We start from the raw sequence: 25499 nt of genomic DNA on the forward strand, positions 1-25499 counted from the left end.
TTTACTACCTGAAATACTCGACGATAATGAAAACAGCGACTCAGGAAATTGAGTAATGACTAAAGTACGAGGACACCGGATTGGATTTTAACAGGCGCTCGATAATTCCGTTTTTATTTACGATTACACTGGTTTTTACCAGTTTTTTCGTGTTGGAATACCACAATCTGAACCGCGCTGCTAACCTGGCCTTTCAGACGATATGGTTCTCACCGGATGACAACCTGACTGCTTCGTTTGTGATCGCCACTGACTCACCGACCGTGTCCGTTCAGCCCGGCGACGACGCCGCACCAGAGCAGCAACTCAAGCAATTGATAAATAGTCCGGCATCGAGAATATTTTGGTTACTGCCAGATAGTCCATTGGCGGAATCCAGTGCCCGTTTACTGGAACATCCCAAAGTCTATTCGGTTAAGATCCCGCAACGCAGTTTTTCCACAGACGGACAACGCATATATGTGCAAAACAGTGACTGGACACCCAGTGCAGGCTACCTTATATCTCCGTATCAAACCAACGGCACAGCCATCACCATTCCCCGCAGAATAAACCAGTTTAACTCCCCCACGGCGGCGCTTTATCCGGCGTTTTCAGATGCGACCGAAGATCTGTTGATAGATTTTGCCAGGGTAGCCTTAAACTCTGCCATTGTCACCCCTGAACTGTTTGCACAACCCGAACTGCTGGACCGCATGCTGGCAGGCAAAGACGTCTATTATATAGCAGATTTTAATTTGATGGATGCAACCATTTGGGTGCCCTACAACAACTCATCCCTTGGCTGGCATCCGGTGCAGTATCAGGCTGCCGCTTTACATGCCTACGAAAACCAACAGTACAAAACAGAACTGACTATCCGTGACCGTCTGGCGTTGATTGCCGTCGTCATACTGTTAATGGCGCTAGTTTATCTTGCCAGCCCAACTCATCTGAAACGCAGTACTACGGTATTGTATTGTTTGTTACTGCCAGGCATCAGTATACCAATAGCTCAGCTAAGTGGATTGATTGCACCTGTCATGGAGCTTTTAAGTTCATGCCTTATCCTGCTATTTGCCCTGGAGTGGCGACTCAGACGTTATCGACAGAGCGCCCTGAATAGCTTACAGGAACAGGTGGAAAATGAATTCCGATTGGCCGCATCCGGCGAAGATACAAGCGCGGCGTTTTGGCACAACATAGCCAACATGGTATCCCAGAACCTACATCTGCATCGTTGCATTTTTTTAGAATTGCAAAAAGGAGACTTCAGATTAACAGAGATCTCTGCCATCAATTGCAACCTGGCTGCAATCAACGAAATGCGCAGAGATATACGCCGCGAGCCCTATGAACAGGCAGTCAAAGATAAACAGGCCATCGTCATTGACCGTCCGTTTTTCAAACAAAAACAGGCGGATGAGCAGGAAATTCTGGTGCCGTTTTACAAGGGCACCCATATTTTAGGCTTTTGGGCGCTCACCACTTTTGAACAGGACAATGACCGGCTGAAAATATTGCTGGAACAGGTGAATCAGTTTGCCATCCACATCAGCACACTGCTCAATCTGCAACAACAAGCTAAATCCAGCAGGCAAACCGGACTGATAAGCCGTCGCCGATTCAGCAACAGTGAAAACCAAAGTATTAACTTTATCGCCAAAGGTACGTCTTACTTATTTGAGCAACTGGAATATCAGCGCGGTTTACAGGCCAACCTGGCAACACCGCTGATGGTTTTTGATATTTTTGGCCGCATCACGGTAGAAAACAGTGCAATGCTAAAACTGGCTGAAGAACACCAGTTAAAACCGGAGAATTGCAACGCCTATGAGTTTCTCAAAACCCTGCTGCCTATCAGTGACGACAGTGTTAAAAACCTGATCCGCCAAACTACGCTGGAGCAAACGCGCAAAAGAACCCGCTATTTCACTACGATAGGCGAAGGTAAATATGTCGTTGTCGTCTCGTCCTGTCAGTTTGACAGCAGCTCCTTAATGCAAGCGGATTTACATTTGAATCTGAATGGACTGATGGTAGAAATTCAGGACCTGAAAGAAGTTCAGGCATACCTGGACGTTGAGCGCGGCCTGCATGATCACTATATGGTGCACATTAAAAATCACCTGTCGACTCTGCAAATGGGGCTGTTGCAAATTGAACGAAAAGCCAATATGCCGCTGGTGAATGAAATAGCCACCTTTATGAACATCGAATTAAAAACCGCCGCGGACCTGACCCGACGTACGCATTACTTTATGAGCCGCATGTCGGCTAAGAAAGACAGCCACGCTATCCCATTTAATCCGTTGGATATCCTGGAACGACAGATCGCCCATTGCCAGTCACCACAGCAAAACAGCAGCATCTGGCGAGATGTGACATTCGTCAACCGCCTCCCCGCATTTGCCACCATGGGGCTGGGCTCTCCGGAAAACTTTGAACATTTGCTGATACAAGGGTTCAGGCTGTTGGCGGATGATGCGATCGCACCGAAGAAAATCCGCATCATCGGCAAACAGCTGGTTAAAAATGATGCTGACATTTTGTATCTGAAAATTGAAAGCGACGGTTATGGTTTACCCAATGAACAACTGGAAAAAATGTACCAACAAAATGCCATTATTGGCGAACAAACCCTGCTGTCAGAATTATTAATGGCGCTGAAATCAGCCAAAGATGCGGGCATTGATTGCCGATTAAAATCCCGTGTTGGCAAAGGCTATCGGCTTTCTATCCTGATTGAAGGAATTAACCTGAATGACTGATAACAACAAAACGGTATTACTGGTTGAAGACCAACCTATGTTAGCCATGATGACGCAGATGTGGCTCAGCGATCTGGGGCTCACGGTGGTGGTCTCAAACGACGGGCTGATGGCAAAGCGCCTGTTGGAAAGTCAGTCTTTTGATTACATGGTCACTGACCTGGTGATGCCAAACCTGGACGGCGCGGGCCTGCTGGAATGGATGCAGGAAGCGGGTCTGGCAATCCCGACCATCGTCATTTCCGGTATCAACGATGCCCAGGAGCTGGCAAAAATTCGCGCCTATCCTTTTGTTCGCGAAGTGTTGGAAAAGCCGCTGACACCGGAACAACTGCTTGACGCACAAGTGCTGTTAAATGCCTGATTTTCTGCAACTAACCCTGTTCCCGCCCGGTGCGCTGCAAAGCTCTGTGATTACCACGGTGTGGGTGGGTGTTTGTGTGGTGGTTTTTCTCAATGCCCGTTTCGGCACCACATTGGCAGGGTTGGTGGTGCCGGGTTACTTGGTACCTTTGTTTTTTGTTAAACCTGCCAGTGCCATGGTGGTACTGGTTGAGGCCTATATCACTTACGGCCTCGCCTGGCTGCTGGCCAATAAGCTCATGGTCCGCTTTGGCTACTCAGAGATGTTTGGCCGGGATCGCTTTTTCGCACTGATTTTATTATCGGTTTTAGTGCGAATTTGTCTGGATTTTTTCGCCATTCCACTGGCCATCGAGTTCACCGGAGACTGGTTTGGTGAATACGATCTCCGCAATAACCTGCAAAGCTTTGGGTTGATCATCGTCGCACTGATTGCCAATCAAATGTGGATGGGCGGTATCGTCAAGGGCAGCAAATCCCTGTTTCTGTATCTGGGCCTGACCTTCCTGATTATTCAATGGCTGCTAATTCCGTTAACGAATTTCAATATCGGTGGCCTGAATTATATGTATGAAGATCTGGCCACCTCATTATTGTCCAGTCCAAAAGCCTACATCATCCTGTTAACCACCGCCTTTATTGCGTCCCGTATGAACCTGCAATTTGGTTGGGAGTTCAACGGTATTCTTATTCCGGCCCTCCTGGCTTTGCAGTGGTATCAACCCGAAAAATTACTGTTTACCTTTGTTGAAGCGGGTGTCATTTTGTTGTTGGGGTTATTGGCCTTGCGCACACCTTTGTTGCGGGGCATTACATTCGAAGGCGGGCGTCTGCTACTGTTGTTTTTCAACATCGGATTTTTCTACAAAATACTGCTGGGATTTGCCTTAATAGAACTGTTGCCTACGGCCAAAATTTCCGATTATTTTGGCTTTGGCTACATAGTATCTACCTTGCTTGCCATTAAAATCTATCAGAAAAAAATCGCAGTAAAAATGGCGGTCAGCACGCTTTTCATTTCATTTGTGGGTATTGCCCTGGCGACGATTATCGGCTTTGCTCTGACCTTGTGGAGCAATGACGCCGCCCTGCCCCCGGATGCAGAACAGCGTCGCCACCTGAAATACAGTCAACAACAGGTGCGGGATGTTTACGCTGAAATCAGGCCAGTGTCCTTTTTCTCCACTGTGCGCCCAACCGATCCTGGTACTGAACAGGTTCAGGCATTTAACGTATTAATGCAGCTAAGCGCCACACTGTCGCCAGTGCAACTGGATGACCAGCTAAAACAATTGGAAGATTTGGCTAATCAGATTGATGCTGAACTCTGGGTACTTGAAAGCAAGGTACTGCTGCTGCACAAAGAGGGGATTGGGTTTTACGCCATTAGACTTAAACCGGAATCTCAACTGGTGGTTGAAGTCACTCAGGCCAGAGCCGATTTGGGTTCCGCTACCCTGGGCCTGGCATTGTTCGAAAAGCTGCAAAGCCGGGCATTGTTTATCGACCTGTCCTACCAATTGCAAAGTTCCGGGGAATATGTGTTTGATTCCGGTCTGCAAGAGGGGTTTTTCCAGGCTGCACATGAAGCATTCAGCCAACACAATGTGCTGCAAATCCGCGGCGATCTGAAACTCACAGAAAAACGCAAACAACTCAACCGGGCGAGCAGCGAGGCACAAAATAGCCTGCAGGTGCTGCGCTCACTACCCCAGGATATACCACTGGCATTGCTAAACAGCGTTGTCTCAGAGCTGGAAATAACCTGGCTGGACAACAAGGCGTCACCACAATGGCAACATGATCAGTTTGGCATTGCGCAATTAACCTTGAACAACCGGGAAATGCGCAGTGCCCTGGCCCGTATTGAAGTGTACCAAACCGATGCGCGGGAAAACCAGGTGAATAACGTGGAAGGTTATCTCATCTCCTGGTTACTGGAACGCAAAGAATACATCGCTAAAAAAGGCAGTAATGCCTTTCAGATCCCGACGGAAAACGAACTGCTATTCTGGCACCAGGACATACTATTGCCTTTAATGTCCTGGTTGAAACAATTCAATCAGCAAGGCTGGACGCAGCAAAGCCGTGATGAAATACAACGACTCAACTGGCAGGCCGCCAGTGTCGGTTACGAATTTCGGGTACTGCAACAACCACTGACAGGCAAAGAGTTTTTAATTGTAGAAGAACAACCCCTGTGGGCAGAATCCAATCAAAGAAAAAACTGGGCTACGTTAGTTATCAATCTGACAGCACAAACCAATTATCTGGTACAGGTGCCCAATCCCTTTTACGATCGCACCAGTTTTGAGTTCGGTGCCGCCCTGTTTAACAAATTACAAAATCGTTTTTTACTGCTCTCCGGGACTCACCCCTGGGCAAACCCGGACGGCAGCAGCAACGTGGCCCTGGCCGGGAACCGGCACACTTTGTATCACACAATGTTTATGGCCATTACCAAAGAATTTGAACATCAGGCGCCCACGCCGGTGTTATTGCGCAGTTTTTCCTTTCAGGAATCCCGGCCGTTTCCTCAGGAAATGGCGATGCTCAGCCTGTGGCGTAATATCAACCAATATAGTCCGGGCCAACAAACTCAATTCTTGTTACAGGAACTGCAGGATCTGGGGCTGAGCTATCGTTTCGTCAATGGCGACTTTATCACCTCGCCCTATTACCAAAGCACCAGTCAGCAAATCGACTACCTCAATTACTTGGCGTTAGATCAGTATGTCACCATCTGGTTGAGCCCACTGATCAGAGACAGCTTTAAGGCGACCGAAGCCATTAAAATAGAAGAACAACACGCGAGATTACTGGGTCTACCGGTGTTCAGACGGGATATCCGCAGTTTTGGTATCAACCCGAATCCCGACACCTACAATCAGGGTATTCACCCGGCGCTACTCAGCTATGCCAAATCCCGCAATATTCACAGTTTCTATGACGCCTTTGAACAGTTGCACAACGCCCGCCTGGGATACCTGTTAGACAGTTCCACCTTGCAGCAATTTATTTTAATTCTGGACAGCGAAGAGAACATTATTTCCGCCATCAACCTCAATAGCCTGAATCAAAAAACACTGGCCTCCTCATCCCCCGATGCGTTAAGCCGTTTTGTTGAATCCCGCTATCTGTGGTTGACACCCGGTGAGGTACAGCCGCAATGATGAGACTGATAAAGCACCTGATAATGCTGGCAATGGCCATCGCTGCGCTGTGGGTTATTGTGCAAACACTGCTGTCCGACAGCGGATTACAGCGGGTATCGCAACCCATTCCCGACAGTGTAAAACTGGATATCTCCAGAAGCTATATCTTACCGCCGGATACGCACCTGGATTACCGGCTTACCCAGTCACCACAAAAGTTGTGGATTTCCTCTGCGGCCATCCTGTCAGGCGCAGACAATAAAACCGCGCGTTATCCCTATCACCTGAAGGTTCAGGTACTGGACAGTCGTGGCAATATTCTGTTTGAAAACCAGTTCCATCACCATGCGCTGGCCACCCGAAAAGTGGAACTAAAAGCAAACCAACAACTGGTACCAGAGGCATTTTTAAATGATTCCAACGCCCGCCTGGCGGCAATGGAAAATCTGCATATCACCCTGCCTGAAGGTGCGTCCCGGTTGGTCATTTCGCAAATTGTGAAAAGCGACAATATCAAAGAGGTGGCAGTGCGTGCCTATCAGCATGTACAGCGCAGCAGCCGCGTTAAGCCGATAGATTTATGGCAACGATTATCAGTGAAACAAAAAGACAATCTGTTGCAGTACTATCCATTTGACACTGCTTTTTTGAGCGATACCGAGAAAGCCAATCTCGCAGAATATCGCTGGCAACCCTTAGTACCCAGCGGCGATGAGGATCAGGATTATCAATCTGTATTAATTTACCGGGTGCCCCTGACGGATATCGCCACCAAAAAGCACCTGCTGAGCCAGTATGAACACCATGCGGATGCCTACAAACAGGTTTCGTTCCCAATAGAGGTTGCCGGACAATATCGCATTGCAGGCGAACACGCGTTTACAGACCGTGCCTTTAAACTACACATGAGTTGGTTTAACCTGGAAGACAGTCTGGAACAAAAACGCAGTTTCACCTATACCGGCAAGCAATTTTCACAGCGCATTGCGTTAAAACCCGGACTGGTGAGCTTTACCTCTTCGGTTCCCCTGTCTCTGGCGTTATTTGCTGAATCCGGTTATGTGCAGGAACACGACCATTTTGCCAATACCGTTATTTTATCCCCGGGCAAACCATTGCGCTTTTCACTGTCTCAGGGTGACAGTGAGCTGACCCCATACAAGGTTCAGGTTCGTGCCTTTGCCGAACAATCACTGTCCACTGGCCCGAATGCCCTTGTTGACGTGCGTGTGCTGACCGACTCACAACAGTTACAACAGCATTCAATACATCCGGAGTTCGTACCGGAGAAAAACAATCAGCTGGCCAATGAAGAATTTTTTAACTGGCTGGGGCAAAAGCAAGAATTGTATTTGCAGGTGAGCAAAGCCGCACAGTTTCTGGAACTGTCCAGCAGCCAACCGGTTTTGGTTTCGGTGTTCACCCGGCTCAGTAATATGCCTTCAATGCGTACTCTACCGGAAGAAAAAAGAGACTGGTTTGATTATCCGGCAGGTGTCCCTGACTGGTTTGCCATGCGTCCTGATAGTTGGGAGCAGGAAGTTAATCTGGGCAACATCCGACTGCTAAAAAATTATCACGACAGTCTGCTGGACGAACGACCTGAGGTAGATCCTGATGAAACCTATCAGACACTGCTCGATGACTTTAGTACCCTGACACTCAGCGACATCATGGTTGAAAACCCCTACCCGGGACAACCCGTTGCGTTGGAAGAAAATAGTGCATTAAATTTCGCTTCATTGACGACTTTTCCTCACTTTGCATCAGCGGAAAAGTTAAGCAAACCCGTTGCCGGGCGGCTGTTTTTCAATCGCGACAGTGCCCGACCAGTGCAAATCACCTGGCGCAAAAACGATGTGCCGCAACCCCCTTTCTGGATAGCCGGGCAATGGGGATTAGTGGATGAATCCGTTATGGGCGGCAGCTTAACCGGCACCATAGCGCTGGATGCCCCGGATGTACAATGGTGGCGAAATGGATTACCGCGACAGGCCAGCCAATGGCAACAACGCAGGGCCTTGCTGGTGACAAGTGGCGACACCGTACAACTGAACAACACCAAGCAATCTACCCAGGAAATGTTGTCCTTTGTACTATATCAAACCACACCGGAGCCGGTGATACTGGATATTGAAATACAGGATGCCAGTCGAAACCCGGACATCAACACAGCGCATACTCTGCTAAAACGCCGATATCAGATAAATGCCACTGAGCGCTACAACGGTTATCAGTTATCAGGGAAACGTACCATAATCGGTCGACAAACCTTTTCTCTGTTGCTGGATGAGGATATCAGCAACAGTGCACACCGCATTCAATTGTCCCATCAGCAGGGTGATGAAGTTTATGTTTCGATCGTCAAGCGGGTAATTCAGCCTACGCCTATCATCGAACGTTACCGCAACGAGTTGGAGCACTAATGTACAGAATATTGTTAGTCATTTTATGCTGCTCATTGTTCCCGGTTCACGCTGTCGAACTGAGTGAAGAAGCCTTTACGCAAGTCAAAAACGATATCATGGCGCTGTACACCGGTACGCCGGCATCCGGACTGACATACCTGCAAAGCCAGCAAACCGAAGGCAAACTGCATCTTCACACCCGCAATGCACGGCAAGGCGAACTCTGGATACACCTGCCCTTAAAACAGGAAGATATTCGCCTGTTGCAGATACCCCATGCGTTTTTTGATCTGCACACGAAAACCATCGGTGAAACCTGGTTTGCTCTGCCGGCGTACCACAGTCACCGGCCCGATATCATGATGCAAAACACAGAACACCGTCACGAAACTGAAAACAGCGACATGTCACGAATACAACACTCTTTATTCACTGCGGTTGTTGCGGCCTTTATGGACCTGGATAAATCCGTTGCCGTTATTCAGTTACACGGCTTTAATCCGGCAACCCGCAAATCCGACAGCGGTGCCGCCAGTGATTTTATCATCAGCAATGGGACTGATGTCCCGTCGCCAGGCTTTCTGACCATGCAAAGCTGTTTACGCGATAATATGGGGCTGTTGGCACGGGTCTATGGCCGGGATGTATTCGAATTAGGTGCCACTATCAATCCCGTGGGAAAACTCATCCGCAGTGTCTCCCCCAACAAGGTAAGCTTTTTGCATATTGAGATGTCAACGCACCTACGTCAGGCTTTTGTCGCCAATGAACTACCGGAAGAAATCATTTCGTGTTTATTAAATTAAAGACAATGTTAATTCTGTGTGCATCACTATTGCTGGTGCGGCCCGCGCTCGCGCAAAATTTGCCAAAGCAACAGGTAGTCAACTGGGAAAAACTAACGCTCCGGGACGGTCTGTTTACTGAAGCGCAACAACATATTCCTTTTAGTAGCCCAATTTTCACGCTGGAAACGCAACATAGCGTTAAGGTGCTGTTGCCTGGCGATCGCCACTTTTACCTGCAGTTTCATGACGATGAAAACCAAAAAATTACGCCTGAACGCTTCCGTACAGAAGCTGAGCTAGAGATCAATCAGGTATCGCTGTTACTGTCTGACACTCCGGGTATCAGCCAGCAAATTACCTTAACGCCAGTCAGCGCGCTGTTACCTGCGGTCAGTTATGACCGTGTTTTACAGATAACCAATGCCCAAAACAGCGACCTGAATATCGCGGTTTTCAGCGGTCAGCAAAAAGCCCTGAGGGACTTTGCTCCTTTGTCCTGGCTCTCTCCAACGGAGGCAGACAGTAAACGCTTTAAACGCACCGATAATCGCAGCGATGACTTTTTTCAGAGTCAACAGGCCGGGACCGTAGCCGTTGCAGCGGAGCAGGAGTACTGGCTGGAGTCTCTGCAACCCACCAGTCAGCAATGGCAAAACAGCGCCGTTGAGTTTTTGCAAATTCAACCTCACCGGGGCCAGGCTCAGATAGCACCGATATTTAGCAACCACTCTGCGAAAACCGCATTTGTACCGGAAACAGAAACAGTTAAAGTCATGACAAGCACTCAGTTTAGTGCCACCGAAGATGACGAGGTAAGCCTCAAATCCACCGCTCCCACCTGGATGCGGGTTCAGTCGATGCAGGCAGACTGGTTATTCGATGACAATTATCAGACTCTGAGCGTCCCGGCTGTAACCCGTAAAAAACAGGAAAGCGCCCTGCATGCAGACTGGCACAAACAGTCCTCCCCGGCGTTAAGCGATACCCTTATACTGAACAGCATGGCTCATCAGGCAACGAATCGCTGGTTGGCCGAAAAGACCCTGACCGCTTCTGCTTCCGGGGGATTCAGGGAGCAACAAATCCAGGCTGAAACACGCCGCTGGGATTTTGCCGGTGAAACCCGACAACAACCAGATTTAGCCGCATCCCAAATCCATATTGCACAGCACAAGACCCCGAACAGCTTTTCCCTGCTGAGTCAGCAAAGCCCCTTGTCTTTTTCGGTAGCACACGACCAGGCCAGCAATCGCATAGCCATAGAAATGCTGACCCAGGATGACCACCAGGACGCCATTATCAAAGTATTGCTGGATAATCAGCATTACACTACACTGAATACGTTTACCGATCCTGAACTGCACGCCTATGTGCGCAATACCACATGGCAAACTCAGCAAGCCAGGACAACTGACACAGCCTATATAGCCAGGCAAACCCTGTATCTGCCAGCGGGTTGGAAAACCCTGACGTTAGTCACTGAACAGAACGATGTGCCGGTGCGGATTCGGTATCAAATTCGGCGCACGCCCGAACTGGACCGCCCCCAGTGGCAAGCCCTGTTAGCACTACCCGCTGCAGAGCAGGCAACACAACTGGCCCATCATCCCCTGTGGCAGGAATATCAACACTATCAAGCGGTGAAAGGGCTTGAATTTAACGGCGATGATGTGCCGGACATGTGGCAAGCCTGGCTGCAACAGCAACGCATAACCAGCACCATATTAGATCACCCGGTGATCAACTCCATGCCAGAAAGCAGACGCATTCAAAAGGCGCTGCTTTACCCCCGCATGCAGGACTGGTCATTTTGGTCACAGTTGTTCAGTGATCTGCAGTTAGCGGGCTGGCAAACTTATGCTGAAAACCTGCTCACCGCACTGGTGTTGTATCATCCGGACAACGAGGTTCAGGGCTTCGCTATTGCCCGTTTATTAGCCCATTACCAAAGCATAGATAACCTGGCAGAACAAACCAATCTGCTCATCAACGTAATGCAGGGCGCACAGTTTCAGACCGCACTCAGGGAAAGTGCGCGGTTGGCCTTAGCCAGACTTTATTTAACCCTGAACAAACCCGACTACACGCTGTTTACCCTGCTCAGTGCCAAAGACAGCGACAGGAAACAACTGTTGACAGACACCGCCCTGTTTCGACTCCATCCGACAACAGACAAAAAGGCCACAGCCGACGCCCCAACGAACATACCAGGCGACAGGCACATCCGGTCAGCGGCGCAAGATTTTATCTCCCATATACGCAGCCAGGCAGTGATTCAACTGCACAATGTTGAACTGAATGTGCCCCAAAAAAATTACCTGGTTACCCCGGATAATCCCTTAGAAATCAGCCTTTCTGCGGCAACCAAATTACATTTTACTACCCGGCAATGGTTTGCTGAATCCCACGGTAATGATGACTGGTTAAGTATTTCCCAACATCAGCAGCACTACAAATTGCCCCTAAACAACAGCGACTATCGCAGCAGCACCTTGCGCCACCCCGAAGCCAGCGTAGGTGCCGGCCACAAATTTGCCGTTGCAGTGGCCAAAGCCGGAGTACTGACGATTCGTCCGCTACAGCACCCTGTTGTGATCAATATCCAGCAATCACTCTCTGAAACCCAAACCACCTTTCACACCGACAGTTGTGTCAGAGACAATACCCGGTCACAAAACCAGCATTGGTGGTATACGGTCGACGAGCCGAAATTTGAATGTGCCTATTGGCAGTCTGTACCGGCCGAAATTGCAGAGTTTGCCGTCACGGCCAGTTATCTGCCCAGTCTGACGGAGCAACACCGCAAGTTGCTGAATCAGCTGTACCAGTTTGAACGCGAAGCAACACAAAACCAGTTAAATCAGATTAACCAGCAGGCAGCGCAACTGAGTGATTCCGCCTTTGTACACATGCTTCTCAGACGCGCCAACAAAAATGCCAGTTGGGTGGCTTTAAACTTTCCAACCCAGACTAAAAAGTTCACGTTTTACAGCACCAGCACCAATGAACCTCTGTCGCCGGAAGCAATCCGGGGGCGTCTGTTATATACCCCGTATCAGCCAGACTGGGAAAAGCTGGCCACCCAAAGCACCCTGAATTACGAATTGCTCACCAAACCGGGTGAAGAATACCGATTATTGGTTCAGTCGCAGCAACACCTGTTTCAACGGGATGCAACCAGTCGCGTACTGATCACCTTGAATGGGCAAGCACACAGCACCCTGCAACTGCGCACCGGTGAGTTAAAAACTCAGTTGCTACCACTGACGCCAGGCAAACATACCCTGTCGCTGTCTGCCGATTACCTTTCCGGGCAAAATGCTATCATCGCAAAACTGCAATTCAGAAACGCTCAAGGCGACTGGCAGGAACAGCCTCAAGATCTGCGGTTACGACTTTTTCAGGCAGATCAACGCGAACCCTTTCAGATTTTCTTGCCCGAGGCAAGCTGGTTGAGAATCGACAGCTTTGATCAGAATGGCCTGGCCAGACATCAATTTGTACAGGCGCAGCAGGGCATGTTTAGCTGGTTTGATGAAGACCCGGCGTACCTGGGCCATCGGGTTTTACAGTTGAAACTGCAAAATGCCGCTGACAACGGGTTGACCTCTGAAGGGCTGCCATTGGATCTATATCCATCGCCGGAATTACGCGGTGTGCAGATTATTGCCAGTAATAAACTGCGCAGCACAGATACCCGTAAAGACTACACCTGGGGGCTGGAAGGTGCGATCACACAGCAACGCTCTCCCAGTGAAGATGCTGCACAAAATAACCGTTATCAACAGCTTCGCCTGTTCTTTCGCGATCAGGATGTTACCGGCCGATATTTTTATGGCAGTGAACTGGCGGTACGTCGCTATCAGTCTGACCTGCAGGAAAGTCTGCACGCCAGATTTGACTGGTGGGATACCCAATGGTTAGACAATATCGCGCTGCAGTTGGGATTGTCGGTCAATGCACAACAAGGTTATCAGGACAACGACTGGGGCTGGTCTGCCAGAGTATCGGCCGATGCTCACTGGCAATATGTGCTCAACCGGCGCTTATACAATCGTGTAAGCCTGGGCGTGTTTGCTAATATTCTGGATACTGACCGGCTGCCGGAGCAATATGCCAGCGCGGTTTACAGCCAATATAAACTGGACCACAAATACGGATTTACCCTGGCGGAAAATCTGCGCTATAAGTGGTATCACGATGTTGAAAGTTGGGCAGATCTGAAAGCCACCAGCAATGAACTGTCGGACAGTCAGCTAATCGATAATATTGCCCTGACTCTGGGCTCGCGGATCTACTATCAGGGGGTCGCTGTGGACATTGGCTGGCGCTGGCAAAAGTATTTCGACGATTCAGATCGCAACGACAAAGAACTCAATCAACGTCTGGGAGCCGGTCTTGAATGGTTTAGCTGGCAATCAGACAACCACTTGCGGCTGCGTCTGGGGTATGAGCGCAACCTGAGCGACAAGGAAAACTACTGGTCGCTACAGCTCAGCTATATCGAGTCAGGACACCGGGGAGTGTCTGATTACCTGCCGCAATCGCTGGCCTTTTCCAGTCTGCGTGAACAAGAAGGTCTGCTTCATGCGCTGGACAGGCAGGCTAACGAACAAGAGCAACAATGATCATGAGCGCCAAAGCCAGACTGTCTGAATTCAATGGCATTTTAGAAACCGGACTAAGCCCGTTCTGGCAGAAAATTTACGCCCGGTATATCGGGCAACTCAGCCAGCTCTGGTATCAACAGGCTGACGCTGGCAATGCCGCCGATTCAGCTGAAAACCTAACGTTGGCAATAGGTATCCTGACGCAGACATTACAGGATATCGAACAACGCCTGAACTCGCTGCGCAATCGCTATCGTATTTTTAACACCGAAATCAGTCAGGAAGCGGTAAAAGCCAATCGCGATGAATTGCTGCTGGAATTTTGCCGCTACCTGGGAGACAGCAATTTATCCGGTGATCGCCGAGCGCTTTCTCGCTGGCTGGATGAAGACGCCATAAGCGAGCGCTGGCAAAGTCGTATTAAAGATCAGGAATTTTATGCCAGCTTTATCATGGGCAGAATTGCCGCGTTGTTTGATTTATTAGCATTTTCAGACAGTGATATCGATCTGCTGGCCTACTGGCAACGCTTAAAAATAGAAAATCTGCTTACGCCCTGGATACGATACGGTTTTGAGCCGAAAGTGCAGTTAGCAGCGTTTAAGTACCTGAGCAGTATTCTGGTGTCGATTCACGCCCAGGACTCACACCTACTCAGTTCTGAGTTATTGCGCTACACCTACCGGTTTTCGCTGGATGCCAAGCAGCAACCAGAATTACAGGTTGAGGCGCTGAATCTGCTGGCCGTAGCTGACCTGAACAAGGCCATCAACCTGATCCAAACCCGGCTGAACCGCGAAGAAGAGCGGGACCAAATTTTCTTTCGGGAAGCCATCGCAGATATTATTTCGCTGCACTACCTCAACAAACCTGAAATATTTCAGTTAAACCAGCAGCTAATTGTCGACCCCAGCCCAACCGTGCGTCAAAGCGTGATCCGAACCCTGACCTTGTGTGACGACGAGAAACAGGTGATGACTATCGTCGCCAGACTACTTCAGGACAAAAGCGACGCCGTATACTGTTACCTGGTAACCCAGTTGCCTTTTATTCAACACCTGCGTATTAGTCTGGCGTTGTTAACCCGGGAACTGCACAAAGACCACAGTGAATTGCGCATTCAGGCGCTGTTGCGGGCCATAGTCAGTTGGCACCATCAATACGCCGCCAACGCATCGGATAAACAAACCGTCGCTCTGCGCGGTATGGAGGAATTATCACAGTTAGCGCAACGCCATAGTTCCCCACGTATTCAGTATCTGGCTATCGAGGCCAGAGAAAAAGTCTGGGCCAGCCTGCAAACAGACTTAGGAAAATTATTGCGGCCTCTGCTGAACAAGAACGCGGAACAACGTATTGCGCTGGACAAATCCCAGCAAGCAGCGCTGGCCAGTGAGCAGGGCAAACGCTGGTTAGCTGCGCATATCGGCCACGGTTTCAGCATTCAGATCAAAGACCGGCATTTGCAAATTGGCGAAGCCATGCGCTTCCGGTTTTGGCGTTTCTGGCACGAATTATTTCATCCGGCCACTGATAAACGCCAACATCACAGTCACCTCAAAGGTCGACATTACGACAGCCGGTACATTATCCCGTCCGCCAGACTGGCAGAAGTCAGCCAGACCACCGTGCCAGGTGAACCACTGCACATGGACAAAGAAGGCCACTGGCGGCCGTTTCTGCCACTTGTCGATCAATTGATTTCAGCCTTGCAAAATGGCGGCAGAGGCAAGAGCACCTTGCTCTATCACGCCGCCGGTAAAACGGAGATTTTTCCGCCCAAAGGGTTGCTCAACAACCTGAAAGCGAGATTCATGCTGAGTTTCCGTTTCAGCTACTACGCCCGCTTGCGCAACGTCGATTACGATGCGGATGCTCCCGGCGTCTATATTCGGGCATTAGAAAAGCTGGGCTTTAGCATTCATTGCAATGGTCATTTGGCAGAAGGTTCCGACACCCCTCTGCCTCCTGCCCCGGCAGTGGCACGATTTTTTGATCTGGCAGTCCCCCTCACGGTGGTGCAGTTCTATCAGGATTTCCAACGTTATTTTGTCTCTGTGTACCAGAACACCATTCAACATATCCTGATCTTTTGCCTGGTAATGATGGCAATTTTCTGGGGCAGTCACAGTTGGTTAAGCCAACGGGTAAAACAAGCCCGCAGGCAGATCCCCATGACAATTGGCGGTTGGGGAACGCGTGGAAAGTCCGGGACTGAGCGGCTGAAGGCGGCGCTGGTTAATTCGGTTGGCCTGGCAACGGTATCAAAAACCACAGGCTGTGAAGCCATGTTTTTGTACGCCACCCGCTATGGCAAACTGCAGGAAATGTTTTTGTTTCGCCCCTATGATAAAGCCACCATCTGGGAGCAGACTTTTGTCACCCGCTTAGCGGCAAAATTAAAATCCGATGTAATGTGCTGGGAATGTATGGGTCTGACGCCCCGCTATATCGATATTCTGCAGGGACAATGGATGCAAGACGATATGGTCACCCTCACCAATTGTTTCCCCGACCATGAAGATCTGCAGGGCCCCGCCGGCATCGACGTGCCGCAGGTTATCGCCAGGTTCATTGCGCCAAAATCCAAAGTCTGGACCACCGAAGAAAACATGCTGGCCTATCTGGAGCGGGAAGCACAGCAAAAGCAGGCGAAACTCACACAGGTGGACTGGCTGGACATTGCCACCATACCCGAGGATCTGTTGGCCCGCTTTCCCTATGAGGAGCATCCCGCCAACATAGCCCTGGTGGCAAAAATGGCGGCAGACATGCAATTAACCCGCACGATGGCCATCAAGGAGATGGCCGATCGCGTTGTACCTGATATCGGTGTCCTGCAGGTATTCCCTTATACCAGGGTAATGGGTCGAAATATGCGTTTTATCAATGGCATGTCTGCCAATGAACGCTACGGTGCGGTGACCAACTGGAAACGGCTGGGCTACGACAATATTGAGCGCCAGTTAAACGGTGATTTTAATCTGGTTACCGTCATCAACAACCGGGCCGACCGGGTGCCCCGCTCCAAAGTATTCGCGCGCCTGATTGCCCGTGAGTTCCCGGCTCACCGACACTTTGTTATTGGCAATAACCTGAATGGTTTTCATATGTTCGCCATGGAAGCCTGGCAGGAACGCTTAGACGAAGCACTAACCAGTGAACTCAGTCGCAGTGAATTTCGTGCTCACTGCGAGGCATTAATGCACTTTTTGTTACTGCCTCAAACCGAGCAGCAACTGCGCCAGTACATAGACAAACTATGGCAGGGTACAGTGCAGCTGCCGGAGGATTTCAAAGAGCTAAAAGCCGTGATTGAAAAGGCATTGCCGGAGCAATTAGATGCTTACAGCCAAACCTATCTGGTGACACTACTGACGCAGTTCCAGCAAGGCCAGCAGCTATTGCAGGAAGACAGTAAAAAGGTAAACGACGACACCATCGAAAACGCCCATCAATTTTTTAGCCTGATGTTTCAACACAAGCTGTGTTTGCTGGAGGATTACTATATTACCGGGGATCAGTTAAATAAAACGATCGCCAGTTCGGTTCCTGCGGGCATCAATACCGATATTTTAGGGCTGCAGAACATCAAAGGACCAGGCCTGGATTTTGTGTATAGCTGGCAGCAGTGGCAGAAGGTATCCACCTTACTGAACAAACTCAATGATGAATTTGGTGAGGAGTTTGAGCAGGCAATAACAGACCTGGCAGCCATGCCGGTTTTTACCTGCCTGGACCAACAAGGGGTCGAATCCAGCCTTGAAACAATCGGCGTGGAAAGTCGTAGCCTGCAGGAAGAGGCGCGCTTTGCCATTGACAAAATTAACGCCAACCTGGATAAACTGGCGGCGAAACAACAAAACCAGAACTCAGCCAGTCGCCTACTGAAGCCCCTGTATGCTATTGCAGAGGAGGTGATAGACGTATTTGACGCCATTCGCCGCGGCAGAAAGGCGAAACAAATATTGAAAGATCTGGCTACTCAGCGAATAAGCCTGAATAAGGCCGCCTGGTTGCTGATGACTATCAATAAACGTCAAAAAGGAGGGTGGTTAAGCTCAGGCAACAGCAACCCGGGAAAATAAACCAGGTCGGACACACTGCTTTTTTAAAACGATTCGCGTTATCATTAGTGCCACCCTGTTTAGATTAATATTTGAGCACCGATGCCTGTTCCCCGTTTTTTTAAAACCGCGCTCGTTTTGCTGACTGTGGCCCTGCTCCCCTTCAGGGTTGCCGCCGCCACCGACGCTTTAGCGGCTCTGCAATCGCAATTAGCCACGTTTTCACCGGACGCACCGGCATCACTGCCCATTCGTGTTGATATCGTCAAAACCTGTTGGCGGGCCTGCCCCGATGAGGCCAAAAAGCAAGGGTTAGCCGCACTGTCATTGCTGGACAGTCATCCGGAGCCGGAACTGGAAGCGCAATTGCTAATCTATTTGCCAAGATTGTACATTCGCGAAGGCGATTACCCTCAGGCACAGGCTCTGGTAACCCGCGGGCTGGATGCGGCGAACCTCGCCGGAAACACCCGAAAACTCGCCAATATTCAGTTTAATCAGGCCATCATCTACTCTGATAACAACAAATTCATTCTGGCTGAAAACGCCTATCAACGGTTGTATCAAACCTACCAGACGCTACAACATGGCAATGGCATGGCCAGCGCTTTGAACAACATGGGCCGTATTAATCATCGCCTGCACAATTACGGCAAGGCACTGCAGCAATATCAGGAAGCGTTGGCCATTTTCGAGGCGGAAAACATCACGCACAATTATGCCAATACACTGGCCAATATCGGTGAAATTTATCGCTTTATAGGTGAATTTGACAGCGCTGAAGCATCAATGCACCAGGCGCTGGAGGCAGTAGACAAGGATCAGTTTCCGGATGTCCATACTTCGGCTTTATCGAAGCTTGCCGATGTTTATATTGATACCTACCGCTTCGACGAGGCCGAAGCCGCCCTGTTAACCTGCGTAGAACTTGCACAGCAGAACAATCTGCAATTTGTCTTATTGCCTTTCTATTCAAAACTCACCCTGGTTGCGATTGAACAACAGGATTTGCCAAAAGCGCAGCGCTACTTTGACAGTGCGAAGGCCATCATCCCAACGGGCGATACGCTGCAAGACTACAGTGATGTCACCCTGGCGGCAGCTTCGCTGGCCATTGCACAACAAGATTATCAGCAAGCGGCCAGTTTGTTATCTCCGGTAATTGAGGCGGTTAGTAGCGGGGATATCTCCGACAGCAATCTGAGCTTACTGAACAAGCTGATCGAGGTGACAAAACTACAACAACATTGGCAGGAAGCCAGCGCACTGCAATCTCTGTATCTCAGTACCTATGAAGAGCAGGTGCAGCTCAACCGGGACAATCGACTGGAAGAATATGATGCCCTGTACAAAGCCAGTGAAAAAGAGCGCCAAATCGCCCAGTTACAGGCAGATAATCAGCAACAATCCATTGCTGTGCTGACGGAGCGCGCCGCCAGAAACAAGGTGATTTTTATAGCAACCATTATTTGCATTACGCTGTTTGTATTTATTTACTGGGGTACGCAAAAACGGCGAGTTCTCAGTATGAAAACGGCATTGATGGCTGCCGATGCCGAGAAGAAAAAACAATTGTTCTCGGACATTTCTCATGAATTACGCACCCCCTTGTCGGTATTAAAACTGCAAATAGAAGGGCTGGAGCATGATTTGGTGGACGATCCGAAACAGACCTACCAGATATTGCACAACAAGATCTCCAGCATTAACCACCTGATCAGCGATATCTCACATCTCGCTCAGGCGGATGCCGGAGATCTGAACCTGTTGTTCGAGTCCGTGGAGTTAAAACCATTCTTCCAACAGTGGTGTGACAGTGTAAAACGCTTGCCGGAAACGGAAGGTCTGGATTTCAGCTATAAACTCAATGTCCAGGACCAGGAGGTCGCCTGGTTAGATCCGGAACGTATCAGACAAGTATTAAACAATCTGTTTTCCAACAGTCTGCGCTATACCCAATCGCCCGGCAAAATCGAATTCAAGGTCAGAGTTCAGCAACAGCAATTGCAGTGGTACATTCAGGATAGCGCCCCCGGGCTGCAAGACGAGCAGTTGACTCAGGTTTTTGAACGCCTGTATCGGGCTGATCCATCCCGCAGCCGCCAAACCGGTGGCAGTGGTCTGGGACTGACCATTTGCAAGAGCTTTATCGAAGCCCATCGCGGCAAAATTAGCGCATCCCACAGCGAGCTGGGCGGAGTACGCATTGAAGTCACTATTCCCATTGATACAGGAGCGCCGAAACATGCCCAGGCACATACTGATCGTTGAAGATGAGCCGGATATGGCCAGCATGATAGTCAAATTTCTGGAAAAGGCCGGCTATCAGGCCAGCCACATCGACGATGGTTTAGCGGTACTGCCTTTTATAAAAAATCAGCAACCTGACATGCTGTTACTGGATCTGATGTTACCGGGCAAAGATGGCATCAGTATCTGTCGGGAATTGCGTCAGTTTTCAGATATTCCGGTACTGATGGTGACCGCCAAGACCAGTGAGGCAGAACGCCTGATTGGTCTGGATATTGGCGCCGATGATTACATCTGCAAACCCTTCAGTGCTAACGAATTAGTGATGCGGGTCAATGTTTACTTTCGCCGTGTTGATGGTCGCCTGGCAAACAAGGGATTAACCCTCAATGAGGACACGCTGCGCATCAGTTACGAGGGAAACAGCATTGAATTAACCGCCATCGAATTTGCGTTGCTCAAATTTCTGCACAGCAAACCAGGCACCATTTATTCCAGAAATTACATCATGGATAATATATACCGGGACTACCGCATTGTGTCAGATCGCACGGTAGACAGCCATATCCGCAACTTGCGCAAAAAGCTGAAACAACTGGCACCGGAGCAGGAGTTTGTGCACTCGGTATATGGCGCCGGATACCGCTACAGTGAAGCGGAATAAAGCAGGACGATGCCAGTACTCACCAAAACGCAAACATGGTAAAGAAGAACAGTAAGCCCCCCAATACCGGCCAGTAAAGTAATTTTGGAATATTGTTGTCCTGATATTGGATCAGCGTGATATTAAATCCCCAGCTAAACAGGATGGAATTCACCGACACAATCAGGATCATGATATAGGCGATAATGAAAAAATACTCCATATATATCAGTTCATTCGCGCCAATATGGGAACGCAGTTCGACATGCGCCAGCAACGCCACAAAAAACAGTGCCGAGGCAGATGCCAACACCTCCAGTGCGTTAAAACCGATTAAGCCGATGCGATGTTCATCTTTGGAATTGGTCAGCAACACAGCGTACAACATCAATAACACAATAATGACCGGGAACAGATAGGACACAAAGGGATCGATAAAGTTACGACTGATGGCAATGTTGAAATGCAGCTCCGGAGCTTCGTTTTTATTCGCCCGATTGGCAATGCCCATGTTGGAGTTGAAACTGTTTCCGCGAATGTCAAAAAAACTACGTTCCACTCGCCAACCGCCCACACTGAAGTCTTGTTCCAGACCCGGCCGGTTGCTGGTATTCATATTGTCGTAAGAGTCTATATCCGGCAGTAACACCACGTGTTTCAGGTATTCCTTGGGCCAGATCCGCAACCACACCAGTTGCTTGTCAAAGGGATAGGTTTCGTATTCAAAATGCTCAGGGATCACGGTTTCAAAGGCCCAGCCCAGGGTCTGGTAACCATTGGCAACTTCGTCATAAACCAGACGAATCTGGGTTTCACTGGACTCCGGGAATACCACGCCTTTTTCAATTTCGAAATTGTTGGCTAACATAAATCGCTGCCAGATATAGCCGGTTAATTTCAGGTTGTTTTCGCTGTCCATTTTCATGGATTGCAGCGCCACACCGGTGGGTACAAAGATCGGCGGTTCTTTGTGTGCCCGCAGCGTGTTTTTGCTGTAACTTTTGACAAAACTGCGCAAGTCTGCCTGATTGGTGACCACTTCACTGCCATAAATTCCATCCAGATCAGTGAGTTGCTGTTCCACCCAGATATAGACAATGCCCCCCACAAATGACAAGGTGATAAACAGGGCTGACCACCAAACCCGGCCGTGAAAGCCTTCCTGCAGCAGCGAACTCCCCAGCGCGGTCCAGCAAATAATGGTAAAGACCACCATAAAGGTCAGAATATGATGATTGTCTTCAATCAACGAGGCCACCGGCGACACATCCGCCTGCAACTCATGATGCGCAAAGAACTCCCGTTCGATCACCACGGCAATGGTCCACTGGGTATTGTCCACAATGGCCAGATCCAGAAAAGATGGCACGTCAGTTACTTCATTGGGCACAATGATTTGCTCTTCAACACTCAGGGCGTGAAGATCTTCCGGTTTTAATTGCGGAAAAACTTGTGAAAACAGGATTTCAGAGGCATCGCGGGTGTTGGGATGTAACGAGTGATAGATTTGACGTTGCTGGTTATCAAAGATAATCACATAACCTTCATCACCGGTGTCTAACTTGTGAATGAGCCGGTCAATATCTTTAATATTCAGACTCAAATTGACATAGCCGATCAGCTGCCCGTCGACTTTTAACGCGCGCACATGTTGCACAATCCAGGCATTGCTTATCTCATCAAAACGCAAAGGCAGCCAACGTTGTTCTGAGGTTCTGGCACACTGATACCAGTTATTGGAAGTACATTTATTATCCGCCTGCTGGGCATAATAGTCGTACCAGGCATCAAGCCGTTCGGTGCGATATCCCCCCTCATAATGAACAATGTACGGGGCAAAGAGGCGTAAACTGTCATCCAACGCATAGGGTTCAAAGGCTGCACCAATGGCCACAAATCCGTCGTAAATCGCACCGGTATTTTCCAGAATCGTACGAATTTCTTCCGGCTCTAAGGAGGAATTAACGATGTTATCTGCCAGCTCCTGTGCAATGGCTTCGATGCCATTCAGATGCTGCAAAATAGAACTTTTTATGACCCGCGTGTTGTTATCCAGATACAGCCGGGTTTCCTGATGCATGGTTTTGCGCAAGCCGGAATAGGAATGAATTAACACCACACTGATCAGAGTGGTGAGCAGGGTTGCGGTAATTATAAAGCGAAACCACTTTTTCTTGGCACTTTGACTGGCAAGCCCGGGGGGAAACAGTTCGCTATTCATCCGATGCTCCTGACACTTTTTTAGTAAATCCTTGCCCTTGCTGATATTGCAGTAACCAAACTTGATTGCTGGCCTGATGGTCATAGGCCGAAAAACGCAGTGGCACACCGAATCCAATTTCTATTTCGCTAGTTTGCTCTAACGCGTCTCGGATCCCCTTGCGATCCAGCGTCGTTTTTTGCTGGCGTAAACTCTCCACCAGTAAACGCGCCGCAATATAGCCTTCAAAACTGATTTCATTGATCTGACCATCCGGCACAAACGTGGCCATGTCCTGGCGAAAATCGTGGGACAACGCCAGTCCATTGCCCAGATAAGGCACAACCTGCGAGACAAAGACCCGGTTGCTGGCGATATTCAGACTCGCCCCCAGAGCAGACGCCCCGGTAAAGGACAAGTTAAAATAGAGGGTTTCCGGAAACAGGTTATGACTGTAATTAATGAACTTGGCCGAGGCCGCATAGGCACCTACAATTATCACGGCTTTCGGTGGTTTGGGCATATCCAACATGTTTAAAATGGCATCTTCTACCTGCAAGGAATTCCGTGGATAGCGCGTCACCAGGAGTTCTTCAACGCGCGTGTAGCCCTTTTGTTGCAATACACTGCTGGCGGCCATAAACCCGGCCGTCCCGTAGGCATCATCCTGTAAAAAGAAGGCAATGCGCCCCGGTTTAATTCCGGAGTGAATAATGAAATTGACGATGGCCTGCAGTTCCTGTTCATAGCTGGCCCGAAAATTAAAGATGTGACTTTGAGGTGGTGATTCCCGCAGAATATCGGCCCCTGTGTAGGGCGCGAACAAGACGGTTTTGTGTTCCTGCAGGTACGGGGCCACCAGTTTAGCCGTTGGTGTACCCACATTGCCCACCACCGCCATCACCTGATCCTGTTGCACCAACTTTTTAACGTTGTTTAAGGCGCTTTCCGGTTGATAACCATCATCTCTGACCACCAACTCAATACGGTGCCCGCGCAAACCACCAGCACAATTAACTTTCGCGAAATAGGCCAACATGCCGTCGCGCATCGACTGCCCGAGGTACTGGGCGGGCCCACTGAGTGCGGTACTCATGCCTAACTTTAGATCAGGCTGAACCGGCACGGCATCGGTACATTCACTACGCGCTGTGACAGGGAGAGTTATGATCAGCAAGATACTGAAAAGCATCAGCTTCGGAATACGTGGAAAGTCCATATTGCCCGGTAAAAATTATTCAGATACCCGAAGCATAACTCTGGGGGAATTCACTGTCTAACATCAAGCAGGGGATTTCCTTATTTTTTATTCAACCCCGCTGATTTAGTACTGATTTACTGCATATTCCGGCCAGCCTGTTGCGCTTGCGACTTAATTGCCACAAACCGCGCAGGTCGGATTTTTGGGCACAGTAAAAGTACGCCAGTCACAGGATTTAAAGTCAAACAACAACATTTTTCCCAGTGGAGACTGTCCTAATCCTAACAACATTTTCAGGGTTTCCATTGCCTGCATCGCACCGATAATAGCAACCACCGGAGGCAACACCCCGGCCTCAGCACAAGACAAAGACTGCTCCGGGAAAAGCGCACTGAAACATTCGTAACAAGGCAACTCCGGGCTGTTTTGAAAGCAACAAACCTGCCCTTCCAGGCGGATCGCAGCACCGGATACCAGCGGTGTCTTTTGCTGCCAGCACACTTTATTGATTAGGTTTCGGGTATTCAGGTTGTCGCAGCAATCCAGCACGATATCCGCTTTTTTAACTTCAGCGCAAAGCTGTTGCTCTGACAACCGGGAGTGAATGCTATGAATCCGACACTGACCATTTATCTGCAATAAGGTTTCCCGGGCAGAATCCACCTTGTGCCTGCCAACATCCGGTTCGTAATGCAGTACCTGACGATGCAGGTTGGAAAGTTCCACTACATCGTCATCCACCAGCGTCAGTTCACCGATACCTGCGCCCACTAAACTCTGCGCCGCACTGCATCCCAATCCGCCAACGCCGATAAGCAGTACCCTGGCATTCAACCAGCGCTCCTGCCCTTCCAGATCAACGTCTTTTAGCGAAATCTGGCGGTTGTAACGCATCGCCTGCTGATGAGTAAGTTGTTGCATAATGTTTTGCCTGAAATCGTTGCCTGAAAAACGCCACCGGGAAGATTCAATATGGACGCTGCCCGGGGAAAATCAATATTTATTTGCCTTGCGGTGCCCTCAGAGTGCCGCGCCCCGGGGTTGTTCACTTAAAGTTCACTCCC

At 49.4% G+C, this 25499-nt stretch carries 12 protein-coding genes; 9 read left to right on the forward strand and 3 right to left on the reverse strand.

Features of this window, described 5'->3' with window-relative positions; genetic code table 11:
* Positions 1–80: 80 nt before the first annotated feature.
* The 9 genes from AC0J20_RS12740 (at position 81) to AC0J20_RS12780 (ending at position 21055) form a co-directional block, all read left to right on the forward strand.
* Positions 81–2750 (forward strand): hypothetical protein, encoded by a 2670-nt coding sequence (locus AC0J20_RS12740; protein ID WP_473021931.1) that lies wholly within the window; start codon positions 81–83, stop codon positions 2748–2750.
* Positions 2743–3114: a response regulator gene (locus AC0J20_RS12745; RefSeq protein WP_229530082.1), complete on the forward strand. Its 372-nt coding sequence runs from the start codon at positions 2743–2745 to the stop codon at positions 3112–3114. The genes AC0J20_RS12740 and AC0J20_RS12745 overlap by 8 nt, the downstream gene beginning before the upstream one ends.
* On the forward strand, positions 3107–6286 hold the full coding sequence (locus AC0J20_RS12750; protein WP_473021932.1) for a poly-gamma-glutamate biosynthesis protein PgsC/CapC: 3180 nt from the start codon (positions 3107–3109) through the stop codon (positions 6284–6286). The genes AC0J20_RS12745 and AC0J20_RS12750 overlap by 8 nt, the downstream gene beginning before the upstream one ends.
* A complete protein-coding gene (locus AC0J20_RS12755; protein WP_473021933.1) occupies positions 6283–8694 on the forward strand; it encodes a hypothetical protein in 2412 nt (803 codons plus the stop codon). Before AC0J20_RS12750 ends, AC0J20_RS12755 begins: the two co-directional genes overlap by 4 nt.
* Positions 8694–9482 carry a hypothetical protein gene (locus AC0J20_RS12760; protein WP_473021934.1) on the forward strand — a complete coding sequence of 263 codons (789 nt, stop codon included), beginning with the start codon at positions 8694–8696 and terminating at the stop codon, positions 9480–9482. Before AC0J20_RS12755 ends, AC0J20_RS12760 begins: the two co-directional genes overlap by 1 nt.
* Positions 9467–14092 (forward strand): hypothetical protein, encoded by a 4626-nt coding sequence (locus AC0J20_RS12765; RefSeq protein WP_473021935.1) that lies wholly within the window; start codon positions 9467–9469, stop codon positions 14090–14092. The genes AC0J20_RS12760 and AC0J20_RS12765 overlap by 16 nt, the downstream gene beginning before the upstream one ends.
* Positions 14089–18162 (forward strand): hypothetical protein, encoded by a 4074-nt coding sequence (locus AC0J20_RS12770; RefSeq protein ID WP_473021936.1) that lies wholly within the window; start codon positions 14089–14091, stop codon positions 18160–18162. Before AC0J20_RS12765 ends, AC0J20_RS12770 begins: the two co-directional genes overlap by 4 nt.
* Before the next feature lie 81 nt (positions 18163–18243).
* Positions 18244–20412 (forward strand): ATP-binding protein, encoded by a 2169-nt coding sequence (locus tag AC0J20_RS12775; protein ID WP_473021937.1) that lies wholly within the window; start codon positions 18244–18246, stop codon positions 20410–20412.
* A complete protein-coding gene (locus AC0J20_RS12780; RefSeq protein ID WP_229530075.1) occupies positions 20387–21055 on the forward strand; it encodes a response regulator in 669 nt (222 codons plus the stop codon). Before AC0J20_RS12775 ends, AC0J20_RS12780 begins: the two co-directional genes overlap by 26 nt.
* 19 nt (positions 21056–21074) lie before the next feature.
* Here AC0J20_RS12780 and AC0J20_RS12785 read toward each other — a convergent pair whose 3' ends face one another.
* From AC0J20_RS12785 to AC0J20_RS12795, 3 genes are all read right to left on the reverse strand, one after another.
* Positions 21075–23255: a PDC sensor domain-containing protein gene (locus tag AC0J20_RS12785; RefSeq protein ID WP_473021938.1), complete on the reverse strand. Its 2181-nt coding sequence runs from the start codon at positions 23253–23255 to the stop codon at positions 21075–21077.
* Positions 23248–24453, reverse strand: coding sequence for an ABC transporter substrate-binding protein (locus AC0J20_RS12790; RefSeq protein ID WP_473021939.1), 1206 nt, complete (start codon positions 24451–24453; stop codon positions 23248–23250). Before AC0J20_RS12790 ends, AC0J20_RS12785 begins: the two co-directional genes overlap by 8 nt.
* A 153-nt stretch (positions 24454–24606) precedes the next feature.
* Positions 24607–25356 carry a HesA/MoeB/ThiF family protein gene (locus AC0J20_RS12795; protein ID WP_473021940.1) on the reverse strand — a complete coding sequence of 250 codons (750 nt, stop codon included), beginning with the start codon at positions 25354–25356 and terminating at the stop codon, positions 24607–24609.
* Between the last annotated feature and the right edge of the window lie 143 nt (positions 25357–25499).

This window comes from Planctobacterium sp. R6 (assembly GCF_055755215.1).

Coding starts and splice junctions, on each gene's coding strand:
- AC0J20_RS12755 (WP_473021933.1), top strand. CDS start 6,283: ATGATGAGACTGATAAAGCACCTGATAATGCTGGCAATGGCCATCGCT.
- AC0J20_RS12760 (WP_473021934.1), top strand. CDS start 8,694: ATGTACAGAATATTGTTAGTCATTTTATGCTGCTCATTGTTCCCGGTT.
- AC0J20_RS12795 (WP_473021940.1), bottom strand. CDS start 25,356: ATGCAACAACTTACTCATCAGCAGGCGATGCGTTACAACCGCCAGATT.
- AC0J20_RS12775 (WP_473021937.1), top strand. CDS start 18,244: ATGCCTGTTCCCCGTTTTTTTAAAACCGCGCTCGTTTTGCTGACTGTG.
- AC0J20_RS12785 (WP_473021938.1), bottom strand. CDS start 23,255: ATGAATAGCGAACTGTTTCCCCCCGGGCTTGCCAGTCAAAGTGCCAAG.
- AC0J20_RS12790 (WP_473021939.1), bottom strand. CDS start 24,453: ATGGACTTTCCACGTATTCCGAAGCTGATGCTTTTCAGTATCTTGCTG.
- AC0J20_RS12745 (WP_229530082.1), top strand. CDS start 2,743: ATGACTGATAACAACAAAACGGTATTACTGGTTGAAGACCAACCTATG.
- AC0J20_RS12780 (WP_229530075.1), top strand. CDS start 20,387: ATGCCCAGGCACATACTGATCGTTGAAGATGAGCCGGATATGGCCAGC.
- AC0J20_RS12750 (WP_473021932.1), top strand. CDS start 3,107: ATGCCTGATTTTCTGCAACTAACCCTGTTCCCGCCCGGTGCGCTGCAA.
- AC0J20_RS12770 (WP_473021936.1), top strand. CDS start 14,089: ATGATCATGAGCGCCAAAGCCAGACTGTCTGAATTCAATGGCATTTTA.